The following is a 26,133-nucleotide window of genomic DNA, read 5'->3' as shown; positions in this document are numbered from 1 at the left end:
TGGCGTGTTTGTTGCTCTTTCTTTGTATCTCCCTCCCTCTATTTTTTTCCCCCCCCCCCCTCCCCCCCCCCTCCCCCTCCCCCCCCCCCCTCTCCCCCTCCCCCCCCCCCCCCCCCCCCCCCCCCCCCCCCCTCCCCCTGGAACACCGGCCTGGTGCGCCGGCTGGACGTCACACCGTGGCAGTTCGCGCGCGTGGCGCCCCGGGCTGGTGCAGCAGCAGCGAGAGGGCAGCCGCGAGCAGCGACACCCCACCGGCCATCACATAGGCGCCGACATAACCCCAGGAGTCCACGACCATCGCGCCGAGGCCGCCTCCGAAGAGACCGCTGACGAGCTTCGCGCTGTAGACCATGCCGTAGTTGGACGCGTTGTTGTTCTCTCCGAAGTAGTCGGGGACGAGCGCGGCGAACAGCGGATAGAACGCGCCACCGGCGAAGCCGGACAGGAAGGCGAAGACCAGGAACAGCGGCTGGTTGTGCATCTCGCCCGCCCACAGGACACCGAACTGCGCGACAGCGAGCGTCAGACAGACGTACGTGAGGGTGTACCGGCGGCCGAGACGGTCGGAGAGCCAGCCCACGACGCCCCGCCCCGTACCGTTGATCACCGACATGACACCCATCGACGACGCCGCGATCAGTGGACCGAACCCCATGTCCTTGGCGAACGGCACCTGGAAGGAGATCCCGAAGATCGACACTCCGGCGCAGCACAGCATGCACACCCACATGAGCGGCACGACGCCGGTGCGTAACGCCTCCCCGGGGGTGAACTGGGCGACCGCCGGGGGGTTCTTGGCGAGTGCCACGGCGGTGCGCGGGTCGGCGGCGGGCCGCAGCGGATCGATGTCGGACGGCCACCAGTTCTTCGGCGGGTCCTTGAAGAACAGGCCCGCCACCAGGGTCACGGCGAGCACATAGAAGCCGACGAGATCCAGCACCGTGCGGTAGTTGGAGGTGTCGAAACCGTAGGAGAACAGGAAGATGAAAGGCACTGCTCCGTAGGCGAAGCCTCCGTTGACGAAGCCCGTCTTGCCGCCGCGCCGCTCTGGGTACCACTTGCCGACCATGTTCACGCACGTCGAGTAGATCAGCCCGGAGCCGACCCCGCCGAGCAGGCCGAAGCCGACCATCGCGGCCGCCACGTTGGGTGCATGGCTGAGGCTGACGAACCCGAGCAGCGACAGGACCGATCCCGTGAGCATGGCCTTGCGGCTGGTCAGGATGCCCTTCTCGCGGAGCTTCCCGGCGGGGAAGGAGACGCCCGCCTGGAAGAAGATCCACACGCTCAGCACCCAGAAGGTGTTCGACGACGACCAGTGGTGCGCCGCGGACAGGGTGTCCTCGGCCGCTCCGTAGGCGTACTCGAAGACACTGATGGCGATCATGGCCACCCAGGGGAGGACCACCATCGTCCAGCGTGGCCGACCGAGGATGTCCCGGTCGCTCTCACCGATGCGGTAGACGCGTCCGCGCGCGTCCGTGACCTCCCGGAACTTCTTGTACGACGCGTCCGCGCGGCCGGACGCGCCGCTCGCGGCGAAGGGCTCCGCCGTCATATCAAGCCATCTCCTCACCTAGGGGTTGTGGATTGGGGTTGATGTCCTTGGGGTTCGGCCTGCCGGGTTGCGACAGGAAGAGCGCGACGAAGCCGGCGAACAGGGATATCGATCCGGCCAGGGTGAACGCCCCGGTGTGGCCCCAGTTGCTCACCACCACGGCGCCCATACCGGAGCCGAGCAGGCCGGAGACCAGCTTCGAGCTGTAGACCAGGCCGTAGTTGGAGGCGTTGTTGTTCTCTCCGAAGTAGTCCGCCGTCATGGCCGCGAACATCGGGAAGATGGCGCCGCCGCCGAAGCCGGAGATACTGGAGAAGATCAGGAACAGCGGCAGGTTCTTGATCTCGGCTGACCAGAGGATGCCGTACTGCGCGAGGCCGAGGACGATACAGACGAAGATCAGGCAGCGCTTGCGTCCGTAGCGGTCCGAGAGCCAGCCGATGACGCCCCGTCCGGTGCCGTTGACGATGGCTTTCAGGGACATGGCCGTGGCGACGATTCCGCCCGCGAAACCGGCGTCCTCCCCGATATCCACCTGGAACGCGATGCCGAAGATGTTCACACCCGAGGTGCACAGCAGGCAGAACCACATCAGTCCGACGCGGCCGGTCTGCCAGGCCTCCTTGGGGGTGTACTGCCGTACGGCGGGCGGGTTCATCCGCAGGGCGCGCCGGGCCCGTGGGTCGTCCGGCGGGCGCAGCGGGTCCACGTCGGCGGGCCACCAGTTCTTCGGCGGGTCCTGGAAGAAGTGCCCGGCCACGGCGACCGTCGCCGCCAGGAAGAGCCCCACGGACATCAGCACCCAACGGAAGTTGGACAGGTCCATGAAGCCGGTGAAGATGAAGACGAACGGCACCGAGCCGTAGGCGAATCCGCCGTTGACGAAGCCGGTCTTGCCGCCCTTGCGCTCCGGATACCACTTGCCGACCATGTTCACGCAGGTCGCGTACACCATCCCGGCACCCATGCCGCTGAACATGCCGAACCCGATGTAGGCGACGACCACATGTGGTGCCAAGGCAAGCGATAGATATCCCAAGAGGGTGCCGCACGCGCCGATCATCATCGCCCAGCGGGCCGGGAGCTTCCCGCTCTCACGGAGCTTGCCCGCGGGGAAGGCCACGGCCGCCTGGAAGAAGACCCAGACGCCCAGCATCCAGAAGATGTGCAGGCTGCTCCAGCTGTGCGCGGTGTGCAGTGTGTCCTCGGCGGACGCGAACGCGTACTCGGCCGAGCTGATGCCCATCATGCCCACCCATGGCAGGATGACCATCCACTTGCGTTTGCGGCCCATGATGTCGATGTCGGTCTCGCCGACCCGGTACATCCGGCCGTTGGCGTCCGTCACCTCCTGGTAGGCGACGGGCCTGGATATGTCGGTTGTCGTCATGTCACTCAGCACCCCTTGCGTCGAAAAGTTCCTGGCCAGCGCCCCCTGTCCAATCCCTTTCGTGCGCGTTCGGGCCCCGGGCCGGCCGACGTGCACCGTCGGCCGGCCCGCGCGCCGGTCATGTCATCGACCGCCCCCAAGGAGTCCCGCGGCGCGCGCCCAGCGGTACTTCGCGCCGAGCACGGCGACCGGCTTCTCCGTGGTGTAGGGGTAGGCCACGACCCCCCGCTCGAAGAGGTACTGGCAGGCCTCCTCCACCTCGACGTCGCCCGCGAGCGACGCGACGACCGGCTTGTCGATGCCCCGCTCGCGGAACTCGGCGATCACGCGGGCCGTTAGTTCTGCAAAGACCATGGGAGGGGTGACGATGGTGTGCCAGTAGCCCAGTACGAGCGCGTGGACGCGCGGATCCTCCAGGCCGAGCCGGATCGTCGCCTCGTACGTCGAGGGGGGCTCGCCGCCGGTGATGTCGACGGGGTTCCCGGCCGCGCCGAACGGCGGGATGAACGCACGGAAGGCCGCGTCCAGGTCGGGCGGGATGTCCATCAGCCGCAGGCCGTTGTCGGTCACCGCGTCGGAGAGCAGCACGCCCGAGCCGCCCGCCCCGGTGATGATGACGACGTTGTCGCCCTGGGGCGTCGGCAGGACCGGCAGCGCCCGCGCGTACTCCAGCATCTCGTTCAGCCCAGGGGCCCTGATGACTCCGGCCTGCCGCAGGATGTCGTCGTAGACGGCGTCGTCGCCCGCGAGGGCGCCCGTGTGCGATCCGGCGGCCCTGGCCCCCGCGGCGGTCCGTCCCGCCTTGAGGACCACGACGGGCTTCTTCGGTACGGTGGCCCGCGCGGCCTCCACGAAGGCCCTGCCGTCCTTGAGGTCCTCCAGGTGCATGGCGATGCACTGCGTGTTGGGGTCCTCGCCGAACCACGTCAGCAGGTCGTCCTCGTCGAGGTCCGCCTTGTTGCCGAGCCCGACGATCGCCGAGACACCCGTCTTCGTGGCCCGGGCGAAGCCCAGGATCGCCATCCCGATGCCGCCGGACTGCGAGGTGAGCGCGACCCCGCCCTTCACGTCGTACGGCGTGCAGAACGTGGCGCACAGGTCCTGCCACGTCGAGTAGTAGCCGTAGATGTTCGGACCGAGAAGCCGCACCCCGTGCCGCTCGCCGATCGCCACGATCTCGTCCTGGAGGGCCTGTTCACCGGTCTCGGCGAACCCCGAGGGAATGAGGACCGCATTCGGGACGCCCTTGCGCCCGACCTCCTCCAGAGCGGACGCGACGAACTTGGCGGGGATCGCGAAGACCGCCACATCCACCTCACCAGGGACGTCCGTGACACTCTTGTACGCCTTGCGGCCCAGAATGTCATCGGCCTTGGGGTTCACCGGGTGGATCTCCCCGGTGAAGCCGCCGTCGATGAGGTTGCGCATCACCGAATTGCCGATCTTGCCCGCCTCGTTGGAGGCGCCGATGACGGCGACGGAGCGGGGCTGCATGAGGCGCCGCATCGAAGCCAGCATCTGCGCGCGCGTGTACGTGCGCCGCCCCTTGGGGGCCTCGGTGGCGAGGATGACGCGGATGTCCGCGGCGAGTGCGCCCTGGGGGGTCGCGACGACCGGATTGAGGTCGACCTCCGCGATCTCGGGGAAGTCGGTGACCAGCTCGGACACCCGGCGTATCTGCTCGGCCAGCGCCCAGCGGTCGACGCCCGGCGCGCCCCGCACACCGCGCAGGACCTCGGCCGCCCGGATGGAGTCGAGCATCGACCGGGCCTCGTCGGCGTCGACGGGCGCGAGCCGGAACGTGACGTCCTTGAGGACCTCCACCAGGACACCGCCCAGACCGAACGCGACGACCTTCCCGAACGTCGGATCGGTGACCGCCCCGACGATCACCTCCTGGGCGCCGGGACCCGACGGCAGCAGCTCCTGCACCTGAACGCCGTCCACGCGCGCAGCGGGCGCGTACGCACGCGCGTTGGCGACGATCCGATGGAAGGTCTCCCGAACGTCCGCGGCACCCTCCACGCCCACGACCACGCCGCCCGCGTCGGTCTTGTGCAGGATGTCCGGCGACACGATCTTCATGACGACGGGCCTCCCGAAGCGCGCCGCGCACGCCACCGCCTCGTCGACGTCCCGCGCCAGTTCCTCCCCGGGCACCGCGATTCCGTACGCGTCCGCGATGACCTTGCCCTCCGGCGCCGTGAGCGCCGTACGCCCCTTGGCGCGCACGGAGTCCAGGAGCGCGCGCACCCGCTCCCTGCGGTCTTCGGCCAGCAATCAGATCACTCCGTTCGACTTGAGCAGGCGCAGTTCCTCGTCCCCGAGGCCGAGCTCGCCGATGAAGACCTCTTCGTTGTGCTCGCCGAGCAGCGGCGAACTGACCACGTCCACGGGGGAGTCGGAGAGCTTGAGCGGCGAGCCGACGGTGGTGAACGCGCCGCGCTCGGGGTGCGGGACCTCGACGACCATCTCGTTGGCGACTAGCGAGGCGTCCTCGATGATCTCCCTGGTCGACAGGATCGGGCCGCACGGGATGTTGTGGGCGTTGAGGCGCTCGAGGACCTCCCACTTGGGCAGCGTCGAGGACCACTCCTCGATCAGCTGGAACATCTTGGTGAGCTGCGGCAGCCGCGCCTCGGGGGTGGCCCACTCGGGGTCGTCGGCGAGTTCGGGGCGCCCGATGAGCTCCGTGATGGGCCTCCATCCGACGGGCTGCACGATGACGTACACGTAGTCGTTGGGCCCTCCCGGGGCGCACTTGACGGCCCAGCCGGGCTGTCCGCCGCCGGAGGCGTTCCCGGAGCGGGGCACCTCGTCCCCGAAGTCCTCGTTCGGGTACTCGGCGAGAGGCCCGTGCGCGAGGCGCTGCTGGTCGCGCAGCTTGACGCGGCACAGGTTGAGGACGGCGTGCTGCATGGCGACGTTCACGCGCTGTCCGCGGCCGGTGTTCTCCCTCTGGAAGAGGGCGGCGAGAATGCCCGCGACGGCGTGGATGCCGGTCCCGGAGTCGCCGATCTGCGCGCCGGTGGCCAGCGGCGGGCCGTCCTCGAAGCCGGTGGTCGACATGGAGCCGCCCATGGCCTGGGCGACGACTTCGTAGGCCTTGAAGTTGGTGTAGGGGCCGTCTCCGAAGCCCTTGATCGAGGCGTAGACGACACGCGGGTTGATCTCCTGGATGCGCTCCCAGGTGAAGCCCATGCGGTCGACGGCGCCCGGGCCGAAGTTCTCGACCATCACGTCCGCGCGGCGGATCAGCTCCGTGAGGAGTTCCTTGCCGCGCTCGGTCTTGGTGTTGAGGGTGATGCTCCGCTTGTTGCAGTTGAGCATCGTGAAGTAGAGCGAGTCCACGTCCGGCAGGTCGCGCAGCTGCTTGCGCGTGATGTCGCCGGTCGGTGCCTCCAGTTTCACCACATCCGCGCCGAGCCAGGCGAGCAGCTGGGTGGCGGAGGGGCCGGACTGGACGTGCGTCATGTCCAGGACGCGGATTCCTTCGAGAGCCTTGGTCACGTCCGTGTCACCTCACTTGTACATCGTCTGGTTCATGGTTCCGGGGGCGTACGCGTCCGGGTCGACCCACACGTTGATCAGGGAGGGCTTGCCGGACTCGCGGGCGCGGCGCAGCGCGGGGCCGATGTCGGCGGGGTCGCGGACCTCTTCGCCGTGACCGCCGAGCATCTGGGCGAACTTGTCGTAGTGGACGTCTCCGAGGGTGTTGCCGACCCGCTCGCGCTCCGTGCCGTACTTGGCCTTCTGGCCGTAACGGATCTGGTTCATGGAGGAGTTGTTGCCGACGATGCCGACGAACGGCAGGTTGTAGCGCACGAGCGTCTCGAAGTCCCAGCCGGTGAGGCTGAAGGCGCCGTCTCCGAAGAGCGCGACCACCTCCTTGTCGGGCCGCGCCTGCTTGGCGGCGAGCACGAAGGGGATGCCGACGCCGAGCGTGCCCAGCGGGCCGGGGTCCATCCAGTGCCCGGGGGCCTTGGGCTGGACGACCTGCCCGGAGAAGGTGACGATGTCGCCGCCGTCGCCGATGTAGATCGAGTCCTCGGTGAGGAAGTCGTTGATCTCGCTCACCAGGCGGTACGGATGGATCGGCGAGGCGTCGGACCTCAGGCTCGGCAGCCGCTTGTCGAGGGCTGTCTGCTCGGCGGCCCGCAGCTCGTCGAGCCATTCCTTGCGCCGGGACGCGCCCCCGTTGACGCGCCCGGACGCCGCCTCCGTGACGGACTTCAGGACGAGCCCGGCGTCGCCGACGATGCCGAGGTCGATGTCGCGGTTCTTGCCCACGGTGCGGTAGTCGAGGTCGATCTGGACGACCGTCGCCTCCGGGGAGAGCCGCTTGCCGTACCCCATGCGGAAGTCGAAGGGCGTGCCGACGATGACGATGAGGTCGGCGTTGGAGAAGGCGTAGCGGCGCGACAGCTGGAAGTGGTGCGGGTCTCCGGGGGGCAGGGTGCCGCGTCCCGCCCCGTTCATGTAGGCGGGCACGTTCAGGGTGCGGACCAGTTCGGTGGCCGCCGCGGTCCCCCGGGTCGTCCACACCTGGCTGCCGAGCAGGATGGCGGGCTTCTCGGCGTGGACGAGGAGGTCGGCGAGCTTCTCGATCGCTTCGGGGTCGCCGGCCGAGCGGGTCGAGGCGCGATAGCGGCCCGCGCGCGGGACGCGCGCTGTGTCGGCGGGGACCTTGGCGTCGAGCACGTCGCGGGGGATCTCCAGGAAGGAGGGCCCCGGAGCGCCGTGGTAGCACTCGCGAAACGCCATGGACACCATGTCGGCCGCGCGCGCGGTGTCCGGCACGGTCGCGGCGAACTTGGTGATGGGCATCATCATGTCGACGTGCGGCAGGTCCTGCAGTGAGCCCATCTTGTGCTGGGTGTGGGCCCCTTGGCCGCCGATCAGCAGCATCGGGGACTCCGCGCGGAAGGCGTTCGCGACGCCCGTGACGGCGTCGGTGGTGCCCGGCCCCGCCGTCACCACGGCGCAGCCGGGCTTGCCGGTGATGCGTGCGTATCCGTCGGCCGCGTGTGCGGCGACCTGCTCATGGCGTACGTCGACGACGTCGATCCCCTCGTCGACGCAGCCGTCGTAGATGTCGATGATGTGTCCGCCGCAGAGGGTGTAGATGACCTCCACGCCCTCCGCCTTGAGTGCTTTGGCGACCAGATGCCCACCGGAGATGAGGGTGTTGTTGTCGCTGCTGTCGTCGGGCATGGCGAAGTCCTGTCCCTTCGTAGGGGAGTTGGAGTGCGCTCGTCCGCGCTCGGGGCGCCCTCACAGTACATTGCATACAGTCGACGAATACTGTATGAAGCTTGTTATCCCGCATCCGGTGGGTGGTGTCCAGGGGGCGTGCGGCACTTTCCAGACAGGAGCCGGCAATGGACCTGTACGAGCACCAGGCAAGGGAACTCTTCGAGGAATACGGCATCTTGGTGCCGCGCGCCGAAGTCGCCGACTCGGCCAAGCGGGCCCGCGCGAGCGCCGAACGCCTCGGCGGCCGCGTCGTCGTGAAGGCGCAGGTCAAGACCGGAGGCAGGGGCAAGGCGGGCGGCGTGAAGTTCGCCCGCGACCCGGCCGCCGCGGAGCTTACCGCCCGGCAGATCCTGGGCATGGACATCAAGGGCCACACGGTCCGCACGGTGATGCTCGCCCAACCCGTCGACATCGACAGCGAGTTCTACGTCTCGTACGCACTCGACCGCTCCCAGGGGCGATTCCTCGCGATCGCCTCCGCCGAGGGCGGCATGGACATCGAGGAGGTGGCCGCCACCCGGCCCGAGGCCGTGCTCCGGACGGCGATCGACCCCTTCGAGGGCGTGCCCCGCGAGAAGGCCGCGGAGATCGCCGCCGCGGCCGGGCTGCCCGAAGCCGCCGCCGACACCCTGACCGCCCTGTGGAACGTGCTGATCAGGGAAGACGCGCTGCTCGTCGAGGTGAACCCGCTCGTGCGCACCGCGCAGGGGCAGATCCTCGCACTTGACGGAAAAGTGACCCTCGACGACAACGCGCGCTTCCGGCAGACCCGTTGGGGCGCGCACGGCCCGACGCACGATGAGGAGGCCGACGAACTGGAGGCGGCCGCGGCCACCAAGGGCCTCAACTACGTCAAGCTCGACGGCGAGGTCGGCGTCATCGGCAACGGCGCCGGCCTCGTCATGTCCACCCTCGACGTCGTCGCGGGCTGCGGCGCGCGGCCCGCCAACTTCCTGGACATCGGCGGCGGCGCCTCCGCGCAGATCATGGCCGACGGTCTCTCGGTCATCCTCTCCGACCCGTCCGTCACCGCCGTGTTCGTGAACGTCTTCGGCGGCATCACCGCCTGCGACGCGGTCGCCGACGGCATCGTGCGGGCCCTGGAGTCCGTACGCCTGACCAAGCCCCTCGTCGTCCGGCTCGACGGCAACAACGCCGCGCGGGGGCGTGCCGTCCTCGACGCACGCGCTCACCCGCTGGTCGAGCAGGCCACCACCATGGACGGCGCCGCGCGCCGCGCCGCCGAACTCGCCCACGCAGCCTGAGGAGCCGGCCATGGCCATCTATCTGACCAAGGAGAGCAAGGTCCTCGTCCAGGGCATGACCGGGGGCGAGGGCATGAAGCACACCCGCCGCATGCTCGCGGCCGGCACGGGCGTGGTCGGCGGCGTCAACCCGCGCAAGGCGGGGCGAAGCGTCGACTTCGACGACCGCGCGGTGCCCGTCTTCGGCTCCGTGCGCGACGGCATGGACGCCACCGGCGCGGACGTCACCGTCGTCTTCGTGCCGCCCGCCTTCAGCAAGGCCGCGGTCATGGAGGCGGCGGACGCAGGGATCGGCCTCGCCGTCGTCATCACCGAGGGCATTCCCGTCCACGACTCCGTCGCCTTCCACGCGTACGCCCAGCGGCACGGCACCCGCGTCATCGGCCCCAACTGCCCCGGCCTGATCTCACCGGGCCAGAGCAACGCCGGCATCATCCCCGCCGACATCACCAAGCCCGGCCGCGTCGGCCTGGTCTCCAAATCCGGAACCCTCACCTACCAGCTCATGTACGAACTGCGCGACACCGGCTTCTCCACCTGCGTCGGCATCGGCGGCGACCCCGTCGTCGGCACCACCCACATCGACTGCCTCGCCGCCTTCGAGGCCGACCCCGACACCGAACTGATCGTTCTCATCGGCGAGATCGGCGGCGACGCGGAAGAGCGCGCGGCGGCCTACATCAAGGAGTCCGTGAGCAAGCCCGTCGTCGCCTACATCGCCGGGTTCACCGCGCCCGAGGGCCGGACGATGGGGCACGCGGGTGCCATCGTCTCCGGTACGTCCGGTACCGCCCGCGCGAAGAAGACCGCACTGGAGGCCGTCGGGGTCCAGGTCGGCAACACCCCTACGGAGACCGCCCAGTTGGTCCTGGAACGACTCGCGGCGGCGTCGCGCTGACACCTCGACCCGGCCGGAAGTGACGTCACTCATAGGTGACTGGCCGCGACTCCACTACCGTCCCCGAACGACGTACGAAGACCGCGGCCACCGCCGTCCCGTACGCGCAGCCATGCCCCCCCGCCCCGACTGTGCACCGTGAGCGGAGAGAACCCAATGGCACCCACCCTCGACACCCCCTCCGTCCCCGACGACCCCCGCGCCCCGCGCGTCCTCAAGGCCGGAACGGCCTGGACCCAGGCCTGGGAGCGCTGCCTCACCGTCGCCCCCGAGGCCTTCAGGGACGACCGCGTGCTGAACCTGTGGCACGGCGGCTGGCGCCCCGACGGCCGCCCCCTGCCCGCCACCAGCCCCGTCGACGCGAGCCCCATCGCGGGCCCGCCCCGACTCGACGCCGACGCCGCACGCCGAGCCGTACGCGCCTCGCTCGACCAGCACCGGGCCTGGCGCCACGTCCCGCTGCCCGAGCGCCGCGCCCGCGTCGCCGCCACCCTCGACAGCCTCACCGAACACCGGGAACTCCTGGCCCTGTTGCTCGTCTGGGAGATCGGCAAGCCCTGGCGGCTCGCGCAGGCCGACGTGGACCGGGCCATCGACGGCGTGCGCTGGTACGTCGAGGGCATCGAGCCGATGGCCGAGGGCAGGGCTCCGTTGGACGGGCCCGTCTCGAACATCGCGAGCTGGAACTATCCGATGAGCGTGCTCGTTCACGCAATGCTGGTACAGGCACTGGCAGGCAACGCGGTCATCGCCAAGACCCCGACCGACGGCGGCGTCTCCTGTCTCACCCTCGCGTGCGCCCTCGCCGCCCGCGAAGGGATTCCCGTCACCCTCGTCAGCGGCAGCGGCGGCGAGCTGTCCGAAGCGCTCGTGCGCGCCCCCGAGATCGGCTGCGTCTCCTTCGTCGGCGGCCGGGACACGGGCGCGGCGGTCGCCACGGCCGTCGCCGACCTCGGCAAACGACACATCCTCGAACAGGAGGGACTGAACACCTGGGGCATCTGGAACTACAGCGACTGGGACGCGCTGGGCGCGGTGATCCCCAAGCTCTTCGACTACGGCAAGCAGCGCTGCACGGCCTACCCCCGCTTCGTCGTCCAGCGCGAGCTGTTCGACTCCTTCCTCGCCGCCTATCTGCCCGCGGTGCGGACGGTGCGCGTCGGCCACCCGCTCGCCGTAGCCGGGCCCGAGGACCCGTTCCCGCAACTGGACTTCGGCCCACTGATCAACGCGGCCAAGGCCAAGGAGCTGACCGATCAGGTCGCGGAAGCCGTCAACCGCGGCGCCGTGCCGCTGTACCGCGGAACCCCCGACAACGACCGCTTCCTGCCCGGCCAGGACACCTCCGCGTACGTCCAGCTGGTCACGCTCCTCGCGCCGCCGCCGTCGTCTCCGCTGCACCACGCGGAGCCGTTCGGCCCGGTCGACACGATCGTGCTCGTCGACACCGAGGCGGAGCTGCTCGCCGCCATGAACGCCTCCAACGGCGCGCTGGTCGCCACGCTGTCCACCGACGACCCGGAGACGTACGACCGGTTGGCGCCGCAGATCCGGGCGTTCAAGACCGGCCGGGGCAAACCCCGCTCCCGCGGGGACCGCGACGAGCTGTTCGGCGGCTTCGGCGCGTCCTGGCGCGGCGCGTTCGTCGGCGGGGAACTGCTGGTGCGGGCCGTCACCCAGGGCGCGGCGGGGGAGCGGGCGCCGGGGAACTTCCCCAGCTACCACCTGATGGCCTGAGCCGGGGGTGGGGCGGGGGTACGGGGGTGTGGTGCCGTACCCCCATCCCACGGCCTGAGCGTGTCGGTCGCTAGCCGATGCCCTGGCGGTCCGGCAGCAGCGCGAAGTCGCGGTCCGCTGCCTCCGGCACCTGGCGCTCCACCGCCTGTTCCAGGAGCGCCCGGTGCCGCAGAAGCGGCGCCCTGCGGCCTTCGGGCGCGAGCAGGAGGAGATCGTCGATCCCGGCCAGCATGCGCCGGGTGACCTGGGGATGCGCGGCCGCGCAGCCACGGATCTCGGCGAGCCCGAGGTCCACCAGGTCCTGCCAGTCGGGCACCGGCTGCACGAGCCGCACCGCCCCGCGCCGGTCGCGGTGGCGCAGCGCGCCCAGCGGGTAGCGGGCGACCGACGCCAGGAACTGCACGATCCGGTCCAGGGCCTGCACGGCGGTCGTGGGGTCGTTCACCGCCGGGGACAGCGCCCGCAGCGCGATGTCGGACAGCTGCCGGAGCCCGAAGCCGAGGTCCTGGTGGAAGGTCCGCTCCACGCCGACCGACACCGCGTAGCGCAGCGCGCGGCGGCCGGGCGCGGGACCGCCGTACACCGCGAACACGGGTGTGCCCGGCACCATGAAGTCCCCGATGCGCGGCAGCAGCCGCAGCACGACCCCCTGCCGCCGAGCGGCCCGCACCACCCGCGCGATGTGCACGTCCCGCAGCACCCCGGCCCGGCCGTCATGGGTGATCCGGGCCGTCTCGGGCCCGAGACGGTCGTCGTCGAGTTCCCCCTCGGTCGGATGCCGCACGGCGACCCGGAACGCCTCCCGTGCGATCCGGTCGATCACGAAGCCGACGCGCATCATGCGCAGCGTGCCGTTCACGTACGCGACGAACAGGAGCAGGCTCAGGAGCACCATGAGGACCGCGAGCAGGCCCTCGATCAGCGGCACGTTCGTCAGCAGGCGCGGATCCTGCTCGCTGTCGAAGGACGTCAGCGTCATCAGGGAGAACAGGAACGTCGCGAGGAAGACCGTCAGCGTGATCTTCGTGATCCGGGAGCGGACGTAGAGCCGCACCACCCGCGGACTGAACTGGCCGCTGGCCATCTGCACCGCCACCAGCGAGATGCTGAAGACGACACCGATGAACGTCATCATCGCCGAGCTGATGGTGCTGATGACCGCCTTGGCGTCCTCGGCGAGCTGGTTCAGGTCCTTCAGGGTGTCGTACTCCTCGTCGTCCTGGAGGAGCCGCACCAGCTCCGCGTCCACCTCCGAGGCCGCCCACCACAGCAGCAGGGAGCCGATCAGCCCCACCGTGGGCGCGAACCACATCGTGTCCCGCAGATGCTCGCGCAGCGGCGAAAGGACCCGGGGCCGCCGGACCCGCCCCTCACCCGGAGAACCGGTAAGCAAACCGTCACTCATGGTGAAACCTTAGGCGCGCTCGCACACCGTGCCACGCGCCGCGCGGCAACCCGGCGGACGTCACGGATACGCAGGTGAAAGGCACTCCGAAACCTTGGTATTGTTGTCTTCGTCGCCGAGGGAAACACCCCGGAGCGACAGACACCTAGTCCGGGTGGCGGAATGGCAGACGCGCTAGCTTGAGGTGCTAGTGCCCTTTATCGGGCGTGGGGGTTCAAGTCCCCCCTCGGACACAGACGACATCCCCTGCGGGTTCTCCCGCAGGGGATGTTCGCGTTTCCGGGCCCGCTTGGCGGAGGGGGCAAGCGAAAACCCCGGTGGAGGGCTCGCCAGGAACCCTCCACCGGGGAGGTGTCGGAACGCTCGACGGCCGGCCGCCGTCAGACGTGCCTCAGCTCTCAGAACTTCACCGGCAGGCTGGTGAGGTGCATGCCCTCACCCGGAACCGGCGCGTACTGGAGGTCCTTGCGGTCCACCGCGAGCCGCAGGCCCTCGTGCTTGAGCAGGAGCTGGTTGAGGACGATCTCCGTCTCCAGCTTCGCCAGGGAGGCGCCGATGCAGTAGTGCGGGCCGTGACCGAGGGCGATGTGGCCCACGCCGGTGCCGAGCTTGCGGGAGATGTCGAGCTTGGTGGGCTCGGTGTACTCGGCCGGGTCGTGGTTGGCGCCGAGCAGCGAGGCGTTGACGACCTCGCCCTGCTTGATCGGGCAGCCCTTGAACTCCAGGTCCTCGGTCGCGTACAGCGGCGCGCCCATGGGCACGGCGCTGGCGAAGCGCAGCAGCTCCGGGACGGCCGTGGTGGCGAGCAGCTCCGGCTGCGCGCGCAGCTTGGCCAGCTCCTCCGGGTGGTCGAACAGCGCAAGGACGGCCTCGCTCAGGAAGTGCGCGGGCGGCGCGATACCCGTGTTGATCAAAAGCAGGAAGACCGCGATGATCTCGGTCTCGGTGAGCTTGTCGTCACCCTCGTCCTGCAGCAGGCCGGAGACCAGGTCCTCGCCGGGCTCCGCGCGGCGCTTCTCGATCAGCGCCTTGCAGTACTCGACGATGCCCTGGATGGCGGGGATGAAGTGCTCCGGGTCGCCGGAGGCATAGCCCTGGATGAAGCCCTGGACGGTCGGCTGGTCCTCCGCCTCCACGCCCATCAGCTCACAGATCGCCGTGGCGGCGATGGCGTAGCCCAGCTCGCTGACGAGGTCGGCCTCGCCCTTGGCCTTGAGTCCTTCGAAAATGGCCTCGGTGACCTGCTCCAGCTGGGGGCGCAGCGCGTTGACGCGGCGGGCCGTGAAGGAGCGGACGAGCAGGTTGCGGACCCGCGCGTGCTCGTCGCCGTCGGACAGCACGAGGATGCCCAGGTACTGCGCGTACTCGGCGGGCAGGCCGTAGGCCGCGATCATCTGGTCCGCGATGCTGGGGCCCTCCTGGCCGGCCAGCTTGGTGGCGTCACGCACAAAACGCGAGTCGGTCAGGGCGTCCTTGGCGTCCTCATAACCCGTGACCAGCCAGACCGGGGTCTCCAGGCCGGGCAGGGAGACATGGACGAGCGGGCCCTTCTCGCGCAGATCCGCGTATTTCGTCGGGTCGCTAATGGTTTCGGGCGCCAGGCTGACGAGTTGCTCCGACACGATGAATCTATCTCCTTAGGTCTGCGGAAAACCCCGCCCTTGCGGGTGTGGTTGCGTCCGGGCCGGACCGGCGGGGTTTTGGCGCGAGGGTGCAGAAGAGCATGCGGTTGATATCAACCGGGCAGTTGCCGGCTCACGACCGAGAGAATGTGCGCACGGCGACCGGTTCGCCGTCAACTTCCTCTCGGGGCCCTCAATGTTGAACCAGAACATAGCAGCGTGGAGATGAATATCCAGGGGCCGCTTCCGGCTCTCCGGGCCCGGTAACTGGGGGGCCACGGGGGCTGGTTGGCCGGAGGGCCAGGATGGGGACGCGACGCCGCGCGGGGAGGTTGACTCCTTGTACGACGCAGGCCCCACAAGGGGGAAACCGCGGCTGACGTCGTGGGGCGAAGGGGGCAATGCCCTCTTTCGAGGACCGTGCCACGGGGTCTGGCCGGTGCGTGGCTCACGGAGGCGAGGTCGGAATTTCTAACGCGTTCCTAATACGTACCCGATTCACGGCCTTATCGACCTTGCGCGTTAAGGACCCGTAAAGAGTTGTCCGGTCGCCGGGACGCCCCTGAATAAGGCCTGCATTTCTCTTGACGGAATCTTATCGCGGAAGTTCTCCGGGCAGGTTTCAGAACCGCTCCGGGCGAGATTGGTGGGGTGTGCGAATTTACGTGGAACCTGCCGTGAGGGCCGTATTGTCAGGCACTGCCCGCGAGCATCTCGGCGACCGCGATGCCCGACGCCCGGGTCGCGCCATGAGTGATCATGTGGACGGCTCCGAGCGCGGCACCCGTCGGCACGCCCATCTCCACGACCAGCGCGTCCGGGCGAGTGCGCAGCAGCCGGGCCAGGGTGTCCGCCATCCACCGGTGGCGGGCCGCGTCGCGCACGACGACCACCAGGGCGCGCCCGTCCGCGGGTGCGAGGGCCGCGCGGTCCAGGACCTCGTCCGTGCCGTCGTGGCCGTCGAGCTCGGACTGGGTGAGGCGCACGGACGTGGTGTCGGGACGCAGGTCGCGCAGTGGGTCGGCGACGCCCCAGGGGGTGCCGCCGTCGACGGCCGGGTTCATCACCGGCGACAGCTCCACGACATGCGGCGCCGCAGAAAGCGGAAGAAGAGACTCCGACGCGTCGGCGCGCCGGCGCACCCGAACCGCGCGGCGTGCCGCGACGAGCCCGATGTCCGAGCGGTCGCCCGCCCGGGCCACCGCCCGTGATCGCTCGCCCGACCAGGCGGCGAACGCGCGTACCCGCCCGCTCGCCTCCGTGAGCCGCTCCTCGGGGAGGCGCCCGTCGAGCACGGCCTTGACGAGCGCCCCGGCGAGCAGCTCGACCGTGGACTGCTCGGCGCTGTCGCCGCCCACGCACACCGCGTCCACGCCACCCGCGAGAGCCCGGACGGTCGCCCCGTCGATGCCGTACCGGTCGGTGACCGCGCCCATCTCGATGCCGTCCGTGACCACCATGCCGTCGAAGCCGAGCTCGCCGCGCAGCAGATCGTTCAGGATGCGGGGGCTGAGCGTCGCGGGCAGGCCGGGGTCGTAGGCGGGCACCACCAGGTGGGCCGTCATGATGGCCCGGACGCCCGCCTCGGTCGCGGCGATGAAGGGCGGCAGCGCCGTGCGGGCGATCTCCGCGGCGGTGCCCCGGACCTGCGGCAGGCCGAAGTGCGGGTCGACGGAGGTGTCGCCGTGGCCCGGGAAGTGCTTGGCGCACGCGGCGACGCCGGCCGCCTGCAGACCGCGGATCCAGGCGGCGGTGTGGCGGGAGACGACGTCGGTGCGGGCGCCGAAGGAACGGACGCCGATGACGGGGTTGAGCGGATTGGAGTTCACGTCGGCACTCGGTGCGTAGTTCAACGAGACACCCGCCGTGTGGAGTTCCCGGCCGATGTCGTGGGCGACGCTCTCGGTGAGGTCGACGTCGTCGACGGCACCGAGAGCGAGGTTGCCCGGACGCGAGGCGCCCGTCCACGCCTCCATGCGCGTGACGTCGCCCGCCTCCTCGTCGATGGCGACGATCAGGTCGGGGTTCTCGGCGCGCAACGATGTGGTGAGCGCGGCGACCTGCGCGGGATCGACGATGTTGCGGCCGAACAGCACCACGGCGCCGAGCCCGTCGGCGATCCGGCGACGCAGCCAGTCCGGGGCCTCGGTGGTGCCCACGAATCCCGGCTGAAGGACGGAGTTGGCGAGCTGCTCCAGCTTCGGGTGACTGCTCGAAACCATGCCGGGACCTCCGGTGGGCGGATGGCTGACCGGGCGGCGGCCGGCCGGTGGGTGAGAGTGCGCCGATGGCGATGGTCGGGTCGCCGGGCGACTTGGTACAGGCCAATCGGATGTTGGCTCAGGCCAATTGGAGCTGTCAAGGAGTGCGAACCCGCAGGAAACGGAAGGTGAACCGGCAGATGGGAGAGGCGTTTTGAGGGTGCAGGGACGGGCGGGCCGCATGGGGTGCGGGCGTGGACCGATCAGGCCAGGCCGCCCCGTCGGCCGCCGGAGGCCACCTTGTACGACGCGGGTCCGCGCGGTGGAATTCCCGGGAGCGGGACGGCCCGAACTGCCGTTCCCGCGAAGGCGGCACGGCCCGGCCAGGGCCACGGGCGAAGGAGGCACACCGTGCGGCGGTACGAACTCGTCGGCAGGCGCGACATCAGGCTGGTCACCGACGCCCCCGTGCCCGAGCCCGGACCCGGCCAGGTCCTGGTACGGGTCCGCTCGTGCAGCGTCTGCAACCGCAGCGACCTCGCTTACTACCACTACTACGGCCTCAGAGAGCACTGTGCGACCGGCTGTTACGGCCACGAGATCGCCGGAGTCGTCGAGGCGGCCGGCCCCGGCGTCACGCGCGTCACCGTCGGGCAGCGCGTCTTCGTACGTACGCCGCTGACGAGCGGGTACGCCGAGTACGCCCTCGCGCGCGAGATAGCCGTCGGCGCGCTCCCCGACGGCATCCCCTTCGAGCAGGGCTCCATCCTCCAGCTCCTGCCGCTGGCCGTGCACGCCACCCGGGGCATCCGGCTCGGCGACCGGGTCGCCGTCCTCGGCCAGGGGCCGGTCGGTCAGATGGCGCTGCGCATGGCCGTGCGGCGAGGCGCGGCCCATGTCGCCGTCGCCGACCTCGACGACTGGCGCCTGGAGCGGTCCCGGAACGCGGGTGCCGACGCGGTGCACCGGGTCGACGGCAGCTCCGCCCAGCTGGCGGCCCTTGGCGAGGGCTTCGCCGCGCGAGGGGAGGAGTTCGACGTCGCCATCGACGCCGTCGGCACCCCCACCACTCTCAACGCCTGCGTCGGCCTCGTCCGGCAGAACGGCCTGGTCGTCATGCTCGGCACGCACCACGTGGACACGCACGTCACCGTCGACCTCGTGACCTGGGAACGCAAGGGCCTGCGCGTGCACAGCTCCGCCGAACCCGTCGACACCGCACGCGCCGACGCCCTCGCCGTCGCCGAACGCCTCCTGCGCCACGGCCACGAGACGCTGCGCCTGCCCGACCTGCACACCCATACGTACGCCCTCGATGAACTCCCCAAGGCCATGGAGCAGTTGTCCGCCAGCAGGTCCCTGTACCCGGACGCGGACCGCGCCCCCTTCGACGGGCCGCCGCCCGAGACGCTGAAGGTGGCGATCGTGCCGTGAACCGCGCACGGGGGCGGGCCCGGTGAGGTGGGGGATCGCCGGGTACGGCGACGTCGTGGAACGGAGGGTGCTGCCCGCGCTGCGGGCGCTCGGGGAGGAGCCGGTGCGCCTCTGGGGCCGCGACGGCGAGCGGGCGGCCCGCGTCGCCGCCCGCCATGGGGTGCCCGTCGGCGTCGACGATGTGGACATGTTGATCCAGGATGTGGACGCCGTGTACGTCGCCACTCTTGTTGTCCACCATGTACCGCTGGCCGGGCTGGTGTTGAGGGCGGGTCTCCCTGTACTCGTCGAGAAGCCGTTGGCCGGAGGGTTGTGGCCGGGTGCCGGGGCCGGTGTCGACGGTGGCTTGCGATCGGGGGCTGGTGTCGACGGTGGCCCACGGCCGGGAGCCGGTGGTGACGGTGGTGTGTACGCGAGCCTCGGTGCCGACGGCCTGCCGTGTGCGGGGGTCGCGTACTACCGCAGGCTCGCCCCCGCCGTGCGCCGTCTGCGCGAGGAGCTGCGCGGGTGGACGCCGGAGCGGGTGGAGGTGCGGTTCCGGTGCGCGTTCGACCCCGGGCCCGGGCATCCGATGCGGTGGCGGACCGACCCGGCCCTGTCCGGCGGCGGGGTGCTCGCCGACGCAGGAAGCCACCGGCTCGACCTGCTCCACCTGCTGTTCGGGCGCCCTGAAGAGGTGCGGGCCCGCCTCGGCCGCCGGTTCCCGGAGGGCGCCGAGCGGCTGGCCGATGTGGAGCTGCGGTGGGCCTCGGGGACGCGGGCACGGGTGCGCGCGGAGTGGAGCGGGGAGCCGCCCGAGGACCGCTTCGAGGTGAGCGGGGGCGGGCGGACACTCACCCTCGACCCGCTCGACTCGGGCCGCCTGTACCGCCACGGCACCGAGGGAGAGCGGCAGCTCACCCTGCCGCCCGCCCCGAACCCCCATCAGCCGCTCGTCGCCGACTTCGTCGCCGCCGTCGCGGCCGGGCGGCCACCGGTGTGCCCCTTCGCGCAGGCCCGTCTGGTCGACGAGGTCCTCGTGGCCGCGGAACGCTCCGACGCGGCCTCGGGCGGCCCCGTCCGGCTGCCGCTGCCCGTCGACGGCACGGGCGGCGGCCGAGCCGGGACTCAGGCGCCGTCGTCCGCCGACCAGGCCCGTGTCCACCGCGGGTCCGGCGTGTCCGACTGACGGATGAAACGCGTGTCGATGGACAGCCGCATCGCGTCCGTCGTCGCGTCCAGCGAGGCGTGGATGATGTGCGGCACATGCACCATGACGTCGCCCGCCGCGAAGTCCGTCCACAGCCAGCGGCGGCCCAGGCTGCGCGCGGTGAACTCCAGGTCGTGACAGATCTGACGGCGGTCGCCCGGCCGGTCCGTGGTGTCCCGCAGCGACTCGTACGCCTCGGGCGGCAGCGCGTGCGACCCCTCCAGGTAGACAAGGGCACCTGACTGCGGCGGGCAGTCGCCGACCGGGATCCAGGTCGTGACGACCTGCGGCGAACCCTCGTCCATGTAGTCGAAGTCGACATGGGCCCGTGAGGCCCGGCGTACGCCGCGGTGGAAATGGCGCAGGATGCGGCGCGGCAGCATCCGGGCGTCGCCGTCGAGCAGATCGGCCGCCAGCTTGCGCAGCCGGGGGTCGTCGAGGAAGCGGTCGAAGGTCTCCGAGCGGACGAACGCGTGCGCGGGATGCCCCGCCACACCGTGCTCGGGCAGCCCGTCGGGCACCCGCCCGGAGAACACGCCGTCGCGGGCGCTGGTGCCCGGCGCGAGATAGCCCGGGGGCAACTGGGAGAAGTACCTGGCGCGCAACCGCAGCACCTGCTCACGGTCGAGGAAGTCCGGCAGATACAGATATCCGTCCGCGTGCAGCCGCTCGCGCAGGGCGGCGGGGTCCGGCATCCGATCGGGGTCGGTGGCGCGCAGCGGGCCGAACAACTCGGGGGAGAAGGGTATGGGCACGCCGTTCGACGAGAGCTTCACGAGGAGTCCTTACGTCAGGGGGTCGTCGTCAGGTCGCCAGTGCTTAAGTCGTCAGCAGATGCAGCAGATGACTGAGCTGTCCATACATGTCGATGCCGTCAAGAGATGGACGGGCTGTCCATGTGTGGTGGAGGCATCAATGGTTGATGGGGCGTCAAGGGAGGGCGAGGGGAAGTCAATGGAGGGGAATCAAGGGGGAGTGCCGATCAGTAGACGCCCTCGACCGCCTCCCCGGGTGGTGTCAGGCCGTCGTCGAACGCCTGCACCGCCGCCACGCCCTCCCAGGGGAACCACGGATGTGGGCCCGTCCTGATCGCGCTGTCGCGTTCGAGGAGGTTCGGCAGGAACAGGTCCTCCAGGAGTGTGGTGACCCGCACCCGCCCGCGCTCGCCCACGGGCACCTCGCGCCAGGGGTCGGCGGGATCGACGACCTTGAGGACCGCGAAGGGCGGCGGCAGGTGGTACGAGTGCCCGGTGCCGCCGGGCAGTTCGGGCGCGCCCGGCACCGTGTCGGCCTGCAGGGCGTGGCCCGCCAGCGTGTTGCCGTACGTGTCGATCCACTGCACGCCGTCCAGGTGTTCCTGGCGCAGGAACGCGGCCTCGGCGGCGCTGCACGTCGTACCGCCGGTGCACACGGCGCGGATGCCGTACGTGTGCAGGGGGCGCGGCAGCCGCATGGCCAGTTCGAGGAGCAGCCGGGACGTGGTGAAAAGGAGGGTGGGCCGCTCGGCGGTCAGCAGGGTCAGGGTCTGCTCCACCAGGTGCGAGGTGTAGGAGTCCGCCTCGCCGCCCGCACGCAGCGACGCCTTCACCCAGCGCGGGTCGAAGTCGATCGCGTACACGGCGCCCTGCCAGCTGTCCGCCAGGCCCTCCACGAAGTGCCCGTACGCGTGCGGGCCGCTCGGCGTCATCGCGAGGATGCCGCCGCCCGCGACACCGCGCGCCTCCAGGACGGTCCGGTAGACCTCCACGTCGTACGCGAGGCGCGTGACGTTCACGATCCGGCAGGGCGCGCCGGTGGTGCCGCCCGTCTCGAAGACCCGGAACGGCCGGTCGCGATACCCGCGCGGACGCAGGTCCAGGGCGCTCGCCGCGCGCAGCTCGCCCTTGTCGAAGAGCCCGAACAGCTCCAGCGCCGCGAAACCGTCGACATCCTTGAGCGGGTCGAAGCCGAGCCGGTCCCGCCGCCCGATCCAGAACGGGGAGCCCGTGTCGGGGTGGAAGTGCCAGCGCATCATGCGCCGCGTCCACACGTCGAGGTCCACGGCCAGCGCGGGCACGCGCTCGCGCAACGTGTCGTACAGGGTGTCGAAGCTGACCTGCGGGGCGTGTTCCTGGCGTGCCGCGGTCGTCATGGGACTCCTCCTGGTGTCGCCGGCGGTCGGTACACGAACAGGGCTTCGTCGGCGAGGGCACGCGCGGCCCCGGCGGTGGCGCCGAGCACGGCGGCGAACGGGAAGGGGACCTCGTGGCCGATGAGCGGATGGGACGGTGCGGCCGCGTCGACCTGGAGCAGGGCCAGTTGGGGGCGTACGTAGACGTCGCCGCCGGTACCGGTGCCGACACCGGGGCTCGTGGTCACCGTCGGCTCGCGGGTGAGCAGGTGGTCGCCCGGGCGCAGGCGCTCGCGTACGGACGCGGCGGCGCGGTCGGCCTCACCGGGGTCGCGGAAGGCGGTCAGCGGCCAGCGGGGGTCGGCCGGGTCGGGGGCGGGACCCGGGTGGAGGGCGTCGAGCGCGGAGGCGAGGGCCTTGGCCAGGGGTTCCGGGTCGTGGTCCACGCACACGACAGTGCGTACGTTGCTGCAGAACCGGCCCGAGTCCGCGGCGATGAGCGGCAGCAGCCAGGCAACCATGTCGTCAACAGCGTCAACAGCGTCAACAGCGTCAACAGCGTCAAGGGAGTCGGCGGGACCGGCGGCCGTGCCCGGTGACACGAGTGCACAGCCCCGGCCGGGCCCGTGCAGCGTCAGCGTCGGAGAGTCCCGCACCGACGCGGCGAGACCCGCGCCGCCGTACACGATGTGCCGGTCGGTGAGCTTCAGCAGGCCGTGCAGGGTGTGCTGCTCGGTGGGGTACAGGCCGAGGCGCCGCGGTGGCCAGCCGACGGCGAGGAGCGCCGCGAGCAGCCGGGCCGCGGACAGCGGTTCGCGGCGGCTCGGGCGCACCCAGACGCACGCGGACCGCTCGACCTGCTCCAGGACGGAGTCCAGGCAGGTGAAGGTGTTGCCGGGCAGCGCCACCAGGGCGAGCGCGTCGTCCGGCGCGACGACCTCGCGGCGCGCGGCCCCCTCGTACAGCATCGCCCCCCACCGCTCGACCAGCGGCCCCGGCAGTCCCGCGCTCTCCCACAGGGCCGCCCGGAAGTCGTCCGCGCTCTGCGGCCCGACGCCCCCGACGGTGACCGTGCCATGCCGGAACAACTCCAGAGCGGACAGGACGAGTTCGCGTCGGCCGGACAGCGGGGGCAGGTCCGCGCGGACGCCGTCCCACCAGCGGCGGTCGGAGTGGGCGACGATGTGCGGGACGAGGGCGAGGCGGGCGCGCGTCGCGCCGGGCAGCGGGGCCGTGTCGAGGGACGGCTGCCAGCCGCCCCTGCGGTACGCGGAGAGGACCGGAGCCTCGTCGTCCGGCCCCGTCACGACAACTCGCCGCGCAAGGCCTCGACCACCCGGAACTGCTCGGCCCGGGTGAGCGTTGGATAGAGCGGAAGCGCGATGTGGTGGCGGGCGAACCACCGGGCCTGCTCGAAGGGACCGTCCGTCGCCACCCCGGAGGCTCCGATCGCCGTCCCGGAGGCTCCGGCCGCCGCCTCGGACGCTTCCACCACCGTCCCCGTCCCCGAGCCCGCTGCCGCCGTCCCCGAGCCCGCTGCCGCCGTCCCCGAGGCGGCCACCGCCGCCGCAGAACCGACTGCCACCGTCCCCGAGGCCTCGGCGCCCGCCGCCGAGGCGACCGCCACCGCCCCCGATTCCCCAGCCGCCGCGAAGTACGGCTGGTCGCACAGCAGATGGTCGTACACCTCGCCCGCGAGCGACACGCCATGCCGTTCGCGCAGGCGCTTCTTCAGCAGGGCCCGATCCACGGGTGCGTCCAGGTAGGCGAGGTACTTGTAGTAGTTGCTGTGCGCCGCCGCGGGCACGGTGTGGGCGCGGACGCCGGGCACGTCGGCCAGCAACTCGTCGTAGCCGAAGGCGAGATCGCGGCGCGCCGCCAGCGTGTCGTCGAAGCGCTCCAGGTCGACCGTGCCGACGGCGGCGTGCAGTTCGCTCAGCCGCCAGTTGCCGCCGGGCCGGTCGTGCAGCGTGGAGCCCTGCGCGCTCTTGCCGTGGTCGCGCCAGCGCCGCACCTGCTCCGCGTCCTCGGCGTTCGCACAGGTCACCAGGCCGCCCTCACCGCTCACCGCGACCTTCGTGGGGAAGAACGAGAAGGCGCCGAACCGGCCGAAGGCACCCGCGTACCGGCCGCCGAGCGTCGCGCCGAGCGCGTGCGCCGCGTCCTCCACGACGGCCACGCCCCGTCGCTCGCACAGCGCGAGAACGTCGTCCAGGGTCGGCGAGACGATGCCGCCGATGTGCACCGGCAGCACCGCCGCCGTGTCCGGATGGCGGTCGAGCGCGGCGCGCAGCGCGTCCGGGTCGAGGCCGAGGCCGTCCAGCTCGATGTCGACGAACCGTACGCGCGCACCCGCGCGCACCGCGGCCGCCGCCGTCGCGAAGAAGGTGTTGACCGGTACGAGCACCGTGCGCCCGGCCACGCCGACGATGCGCAGGGCGATCTCCAGGGCGGCCGCGCCGGACGCGACCGCGACGCCCTCGCGCCCCGTCCAGGAGCGGCACAGCTCCTCGAAACGGGCCAGGCCGGGGCCCTGCGTGAGGTGGCCGGAGGCGAGCGCGGTGTCGACCCGGTCGAGGACCGCGCGGCGCTCGGCCACGCCGAAGTGGACACGTTGTGCGGGGATGTCGCCGGGAGCGGTGGCCGGACCCGACAACGTGCGCGTGAAGAAGTCGACCGCGTGCCGCACGTGGGTGCCGTGGCCCATGGGAAGCTCGTGGACGTCGAGGCGGTCCTCGGCGTCGGCCGCCGTGTAGCCGCGCCGGACCGTGCCCGCGGCGGCGCGGGCGTCGGCCGGTTCCAGGTAGGAGTCGGCCGTGCCGTACTGGAGGTGCAGCGGGGCCGGGGCGAGCGCGGCGTAGAGGTCGCCGAGGTCGGCGTACTCCAGGATGCCTGGCAGGGCTGCGCCCTCGTACCCCGTCAACAGGCGTTCGTACAGCGCCGGGTAGCTGCCGAGGTGGCTGGCCGCGCACACCGGCAGCGGGCGCGGCGTGAGCAGCGCGGTGTGCAGGGCGACCGCCGCGCCCAGGCTGTGCCCGAACAGGCCGACGCGGTCGGCGTCGACCAGGGGGTGCGCGGTGAGGACGTCCAGGGCGCCCAGGGTGTCGCCGACGAGCGCGCCGAGCAGGGAGCGGCCGGTGAGCGCGAAGGCGTGCGCGAGGAGGGCGCCCTCCTCGCGGCCTGCGCGGCGCTCCTCGTCGAGGCCGCCGATGCCGTGCTCGAAGGTCAGCGTGACGAATCCGGCGCGAGCCAGGTGTTCGGCGATGTTGCGGTCGGGGAAGTCCGGTGGGCGCTCGCCTGTGAGGTGCTCCAGGCGGGCGTTCTTGCCGCCGAACACCAGGACGGCGGGGCCGGGGGAGGACGCGGTGCGGTCCGCCGGGGCCAGGAGGGTGGCCTGGAAGGCGCCCCGTACGGGCGAGTTGAGGGTCAGGTGCTCGCGCCTCAGGCCCGTCTCGTCGTGGGTGTCGACGGCGGTGATGTCGAGCTGGGCGTGCTCGACGCGGGCTAGGCGGTCCACGACCGCCCGGAGCCTGCGGGACCAGGTCGCGTGGGCCGTGGGGTCGGAGAGGGTGGGGGTGAAGCGCAGCGTCGGTTCGGCTCTCAGCAGCCGGCGCACGTGGGTGGTCTGCATGCGGGGGCTAACGCTCCTGTGGGTGCGGGTGGGTGTGGTTCTCGCGGGGCGCCCCAGGCCCGCCCCTTCCCGTAACCAGGGGGCTGCGCCCCCTGGACCCCCGCTGATCGCCGCTTCGCGGCTCGTCCTCAAACGCCGGACGGGCTGGAAAGAGGCGGTGGCGGGGGTGGGTTGAGAAGGGCGGGCGTGTGAGTGAAGGGCGGGTGTCGGGTGACTTGCGGGCGGATGGGTGACGGGTCGAGTGGAGTACGTGCCAGGCGCCCGGGCGGGGTCTGGACGAAGCCCGCGTCGGGCGTGCGGGCGGGGTCTGGGAAGTCCGCGCCGGGCGTCCGGGCGAGGTCCGCGCCAGGGGTCCGGGTGGGCCCTCGGTGAAGGTCGCGCCAGGCGCCTGGGTGGCGTCTGGGCGAGGCCCGTGTCGGGTGTTCGGGTGGGTTTGG

Annotated in this window: 17 protein-coding genes and 1 tRNA gene; 6 read left to right on the top strand and 12 right to left on the bottom strand. The window is 71.2% G+C overall.

Annotated features, from left to right (window positions below; genetic code table 11):
• Positions 1–169: 169 nt before the first annotated feature.
• The 5 genes from ACZ6AA_RS24790 to ACZ6AA_RS24770 all read right to left on the bottom strand — a co-directional run bounded on the left by ACZ6AA_RS24790 (position 170) and on the right by ACZ6AA_RS24770 (position 8,162).
• Entirely contained in the window at positions 170–1,558 is a 1,389-nt protein-coding gene (locus ACZ6AA_RS24790) for an OFA family MFS transporter (protein ID WP_468454768.1), read from the bottom strand.
• 1 nt (position 1,559) lies between these two features.
• A complete protein-coding gene (locus ACZ6AA_RS24785) occupies positions 1,560–2,948 on the bottom strand; it encodes an OFA family MFS transporter (protein ID WP_471460012.1) in 1,389 nt (462 codons plus the stop codon).
• Between the two features lie 123 nt (positions 2,949–3,071).
• Positions 3,072–5,225 carry an acetate--CoA ligase family protein gene (locus tag ACZ6AA_RS24780; protein ID WP_471460212.1) on the bottom strand — a complete coding sequence of 718 codons (2,154 nt, stop codon included), beginning with the start codon at positions 5,223–5,225 and terminating at the stop codon, positions 3,072–3,074.
• Positions 5,226–5,228: 3 nt separating this feature from the next.
• On the bottom strand, positions 5,229–6,458 hold the full coding sequence (gene frc / locus ACZ6AA_RS24775) for a formyl-CoA transferase (protein WP_468483520.1): 1,230 nt from the start codon (positions 6,456–6,458) through the stop codon (positions 5,229–5,231).
• A 12-nt stretch (positions 6,459–6,470) separates the two neighbouring features.
• Positions 6,471–8,162, bottom strand: coding sequence for a thiamine pyrophosphate-binding protein (locus ACZ6AA_RS24770; protein ID WP_471460010.1), 1,692 nt, complete (start codon positions 8,160–8,162; stop codon positions 6,471–6,473).
• 167 nt (positions 8,163–8,329) lie between these two features.
• Here ACZ6AA_RS24770 and sucC point away from each other — a divergent pair, with 167 nt between their 5' ends.
• The 3 genes from sucC to ACZ6AA_RS24755 all read left to right on the top strand — a co-directional run bounded on the left by sucC (position 8,330) and on the right by ACZ6AA_RS24755 (position 12,104).
• On the top strand, positions 8,330–9,469 hold the full coding sequence (gene sucC / locus ACZ6AA_RS24765; protein ID WP_468454776.1) for an ADP-forming succinate--CoA ligase subunit beta: 1,140 nt from the start codon (positions 8,330–8,332) through the stop codon (positions 9,467–9,469).
• Between the two features lie 10 nt (positions 9,470–9,479).
• Positions 9,480–10,367, top strand: a complete 888-nt coding sequence (gene sucD, locus ACZ6AA_RS24760) for a succinate--CoA ligase subunit alpha (protein WP_468454778.1) — start codon at positions 9,480–9,482, stop codon at positions 10,365–10,367.
• 156 nt (positions 10,368–10,523) lie between these two features.
• Positions 10,524–12,104, top strand: a complete 1,581-nt coding sequence (locus ACZ6AA_RS24755) for an aldehyde dehydrogenase family protein (protein ID WP_471460007.1) — start codon at positions 10,524–10,526, stop codon at positions 12,102–12,104.
• 70 nt (positions 12,105–12,174) lie between these two features.
• Here ACZ6AA_RS24755 and ACZ6AA_RS24750 read toward each other — a convergent pair whose 3' ends face one another.
• Positions 12,175–13,509: a DUF2254 domain-containing protein gene (locus ACZ6AA_RS24750; protein WP_468454782.1), complete on the bottom strand. Its 1,335-nt coding sequence runs from the start codon at positions 13,507–13,509 to the stop codon at positions 12,175–12,177.
• A 148-nt stretch (positions 13,510–13,657) separates the two neighbouring features.
• Between ACZ6AA_RS24750 and ACZ6AA_RS24745 the strand changes: the two genes are divergently transcribed.
• A tRNA-Leu gene (locus tag ACZ6AA_RS24745) sits at positions 13,658–13,742 on the top strand.
• 165 nt (positions 13,743–13,907) lie between these two features.
• Here ACZ6AA_RS24745 and ACZ6AA_RS24740 read toward each other — a convergent pair.
• A complete protein-coding gene (locus ACZ6AA_RS24740; protein WP_468454784.1) occupies positions 13,908–15,131 on the bottom strand; it encodes a cytochrome P450 in 1,224 nt (407 codons plus the stop codon).
• Between the two features lie 692 nt (positions 15,132–15,823).
• Complete coding sequence (locus ACZ6AA_RS24735) at positions 15,824–17,353, bottom strand: glycoside hydrolase family 3 protein (protein ID WP_471460004.1); 1,530 nt, start codon at positions 17,351–17,353, stop codon at positions 15,824–15,826.
• Positions 17,354–17,743: 390 nt separating this feature from the next.
• Between ACZ6AA_RS24735 and ACZ6AA_RS24730 the strand changes: the two genes are divergently transcribed.
• Both ACZ6AA_RS24730 and ACZ6AA_RS24725 read left to right on the top strand, forming a co-directional pair.
• Positions 17,744–18,766, top strand: a complete 1,023-nt coding sequence (locus tag ACZ6AA_RS24730; RefSeq protein WP_468454787.1) for a zinc-dependent alcohol dehydrogenase — start codon at positions 17,744–17,746, stop codon at positions 18,764–18,766.
• A gap of 22 nt (positions 18,767–18,788) precedes the next feature.
• Positions 18,789–19,934: a Gfo/Idh/MocA family protein gene (locus ACZ6AA_RS24725; protein ID WP_471460002.1), complete on the top strand. Its 1,146-nt coding sequence runs from the start codon at positions 18,789–18,791 to the stop codon at positions 19,932–19,934.
• Here ACZ6AA_RS24725 and ACZ6AA_RS24720 read toward each other — a convergent pair.
• From ACZ6AA_RS24720 to ACZ6AA_RS24705, 4 genes are all read right to left on the bottom strand, one after another.
• The gene (locus tag ACZ6AA_RS24720; protein WP_468454791.1) at positions 19,874–20,731 is read right to left on the bottom strand and encodes a phytanoyl-CoA dioxygenase family protein; all 858 of its coding nucleotides are present in this window, start codon (positions 20,729–20,731) and stop codon (positions 19,874–19,876) included. The genes ACZ6AA_RS24725 and ACZ6AA_RS24720 overlap by 61 nt on opposite strands.
• A 206-nt stretch (positions 20,732–20,937) precedes the next feature.
• Positions 20,938–22,086 carry an acyl-CoA synthetase family protein gene (locus ACZ6AA_RS24715; protein WP_468454793.1) on the bottom strand — a complete coding sequence of 383 codons (1,149 nt, stop codon included), beginning with the start codon at positions 22,084–22,086 and terminating at the stop codon, positions 20,938–20,940.
• On the bottom strand, positions 22,083–23,372 hold the full coding sequence (locus ACZ6AA_RS24710; RefSeq protein WP_471460001.1) for a hypothetical protein: 1,290 nt from the start codon (positions 23,370–23,372) through the stop codon (positions 22,083–22,085). Before ACZ6AA_RS24710 ends, ACZ6AA_RS24715 begins: the two co-directional genes overlap by 4 nt.
• Positions 23,369–25,696: an aminotransferase class I/II-fold pyridoxal phosphate-dependent enzyme gene (locus ACZ6AA_RS24705; RefSeq protein ID WP_471459999.1), complete on the bottom strand. Its 2,328-nt coding sequence runs from the start codon at positions 25,694–25,696 to the stop codon at positions 23,369–23,371. The genes ACZ6AA_RS24710 and ACZ6AA_RS24705 overlap by 4 nt, the downstream gene beginning before the upstream one ends.
• Between the last annotated feature and the right edge of the window lie 437 nt (positions 25,697–26,133).

Source organism: Streptomyces sp. NPDC040610, assembly GCF_055594065.1.
This window is presented reverse-complemented; position numbering and strand designations above follow the sequence as displayed.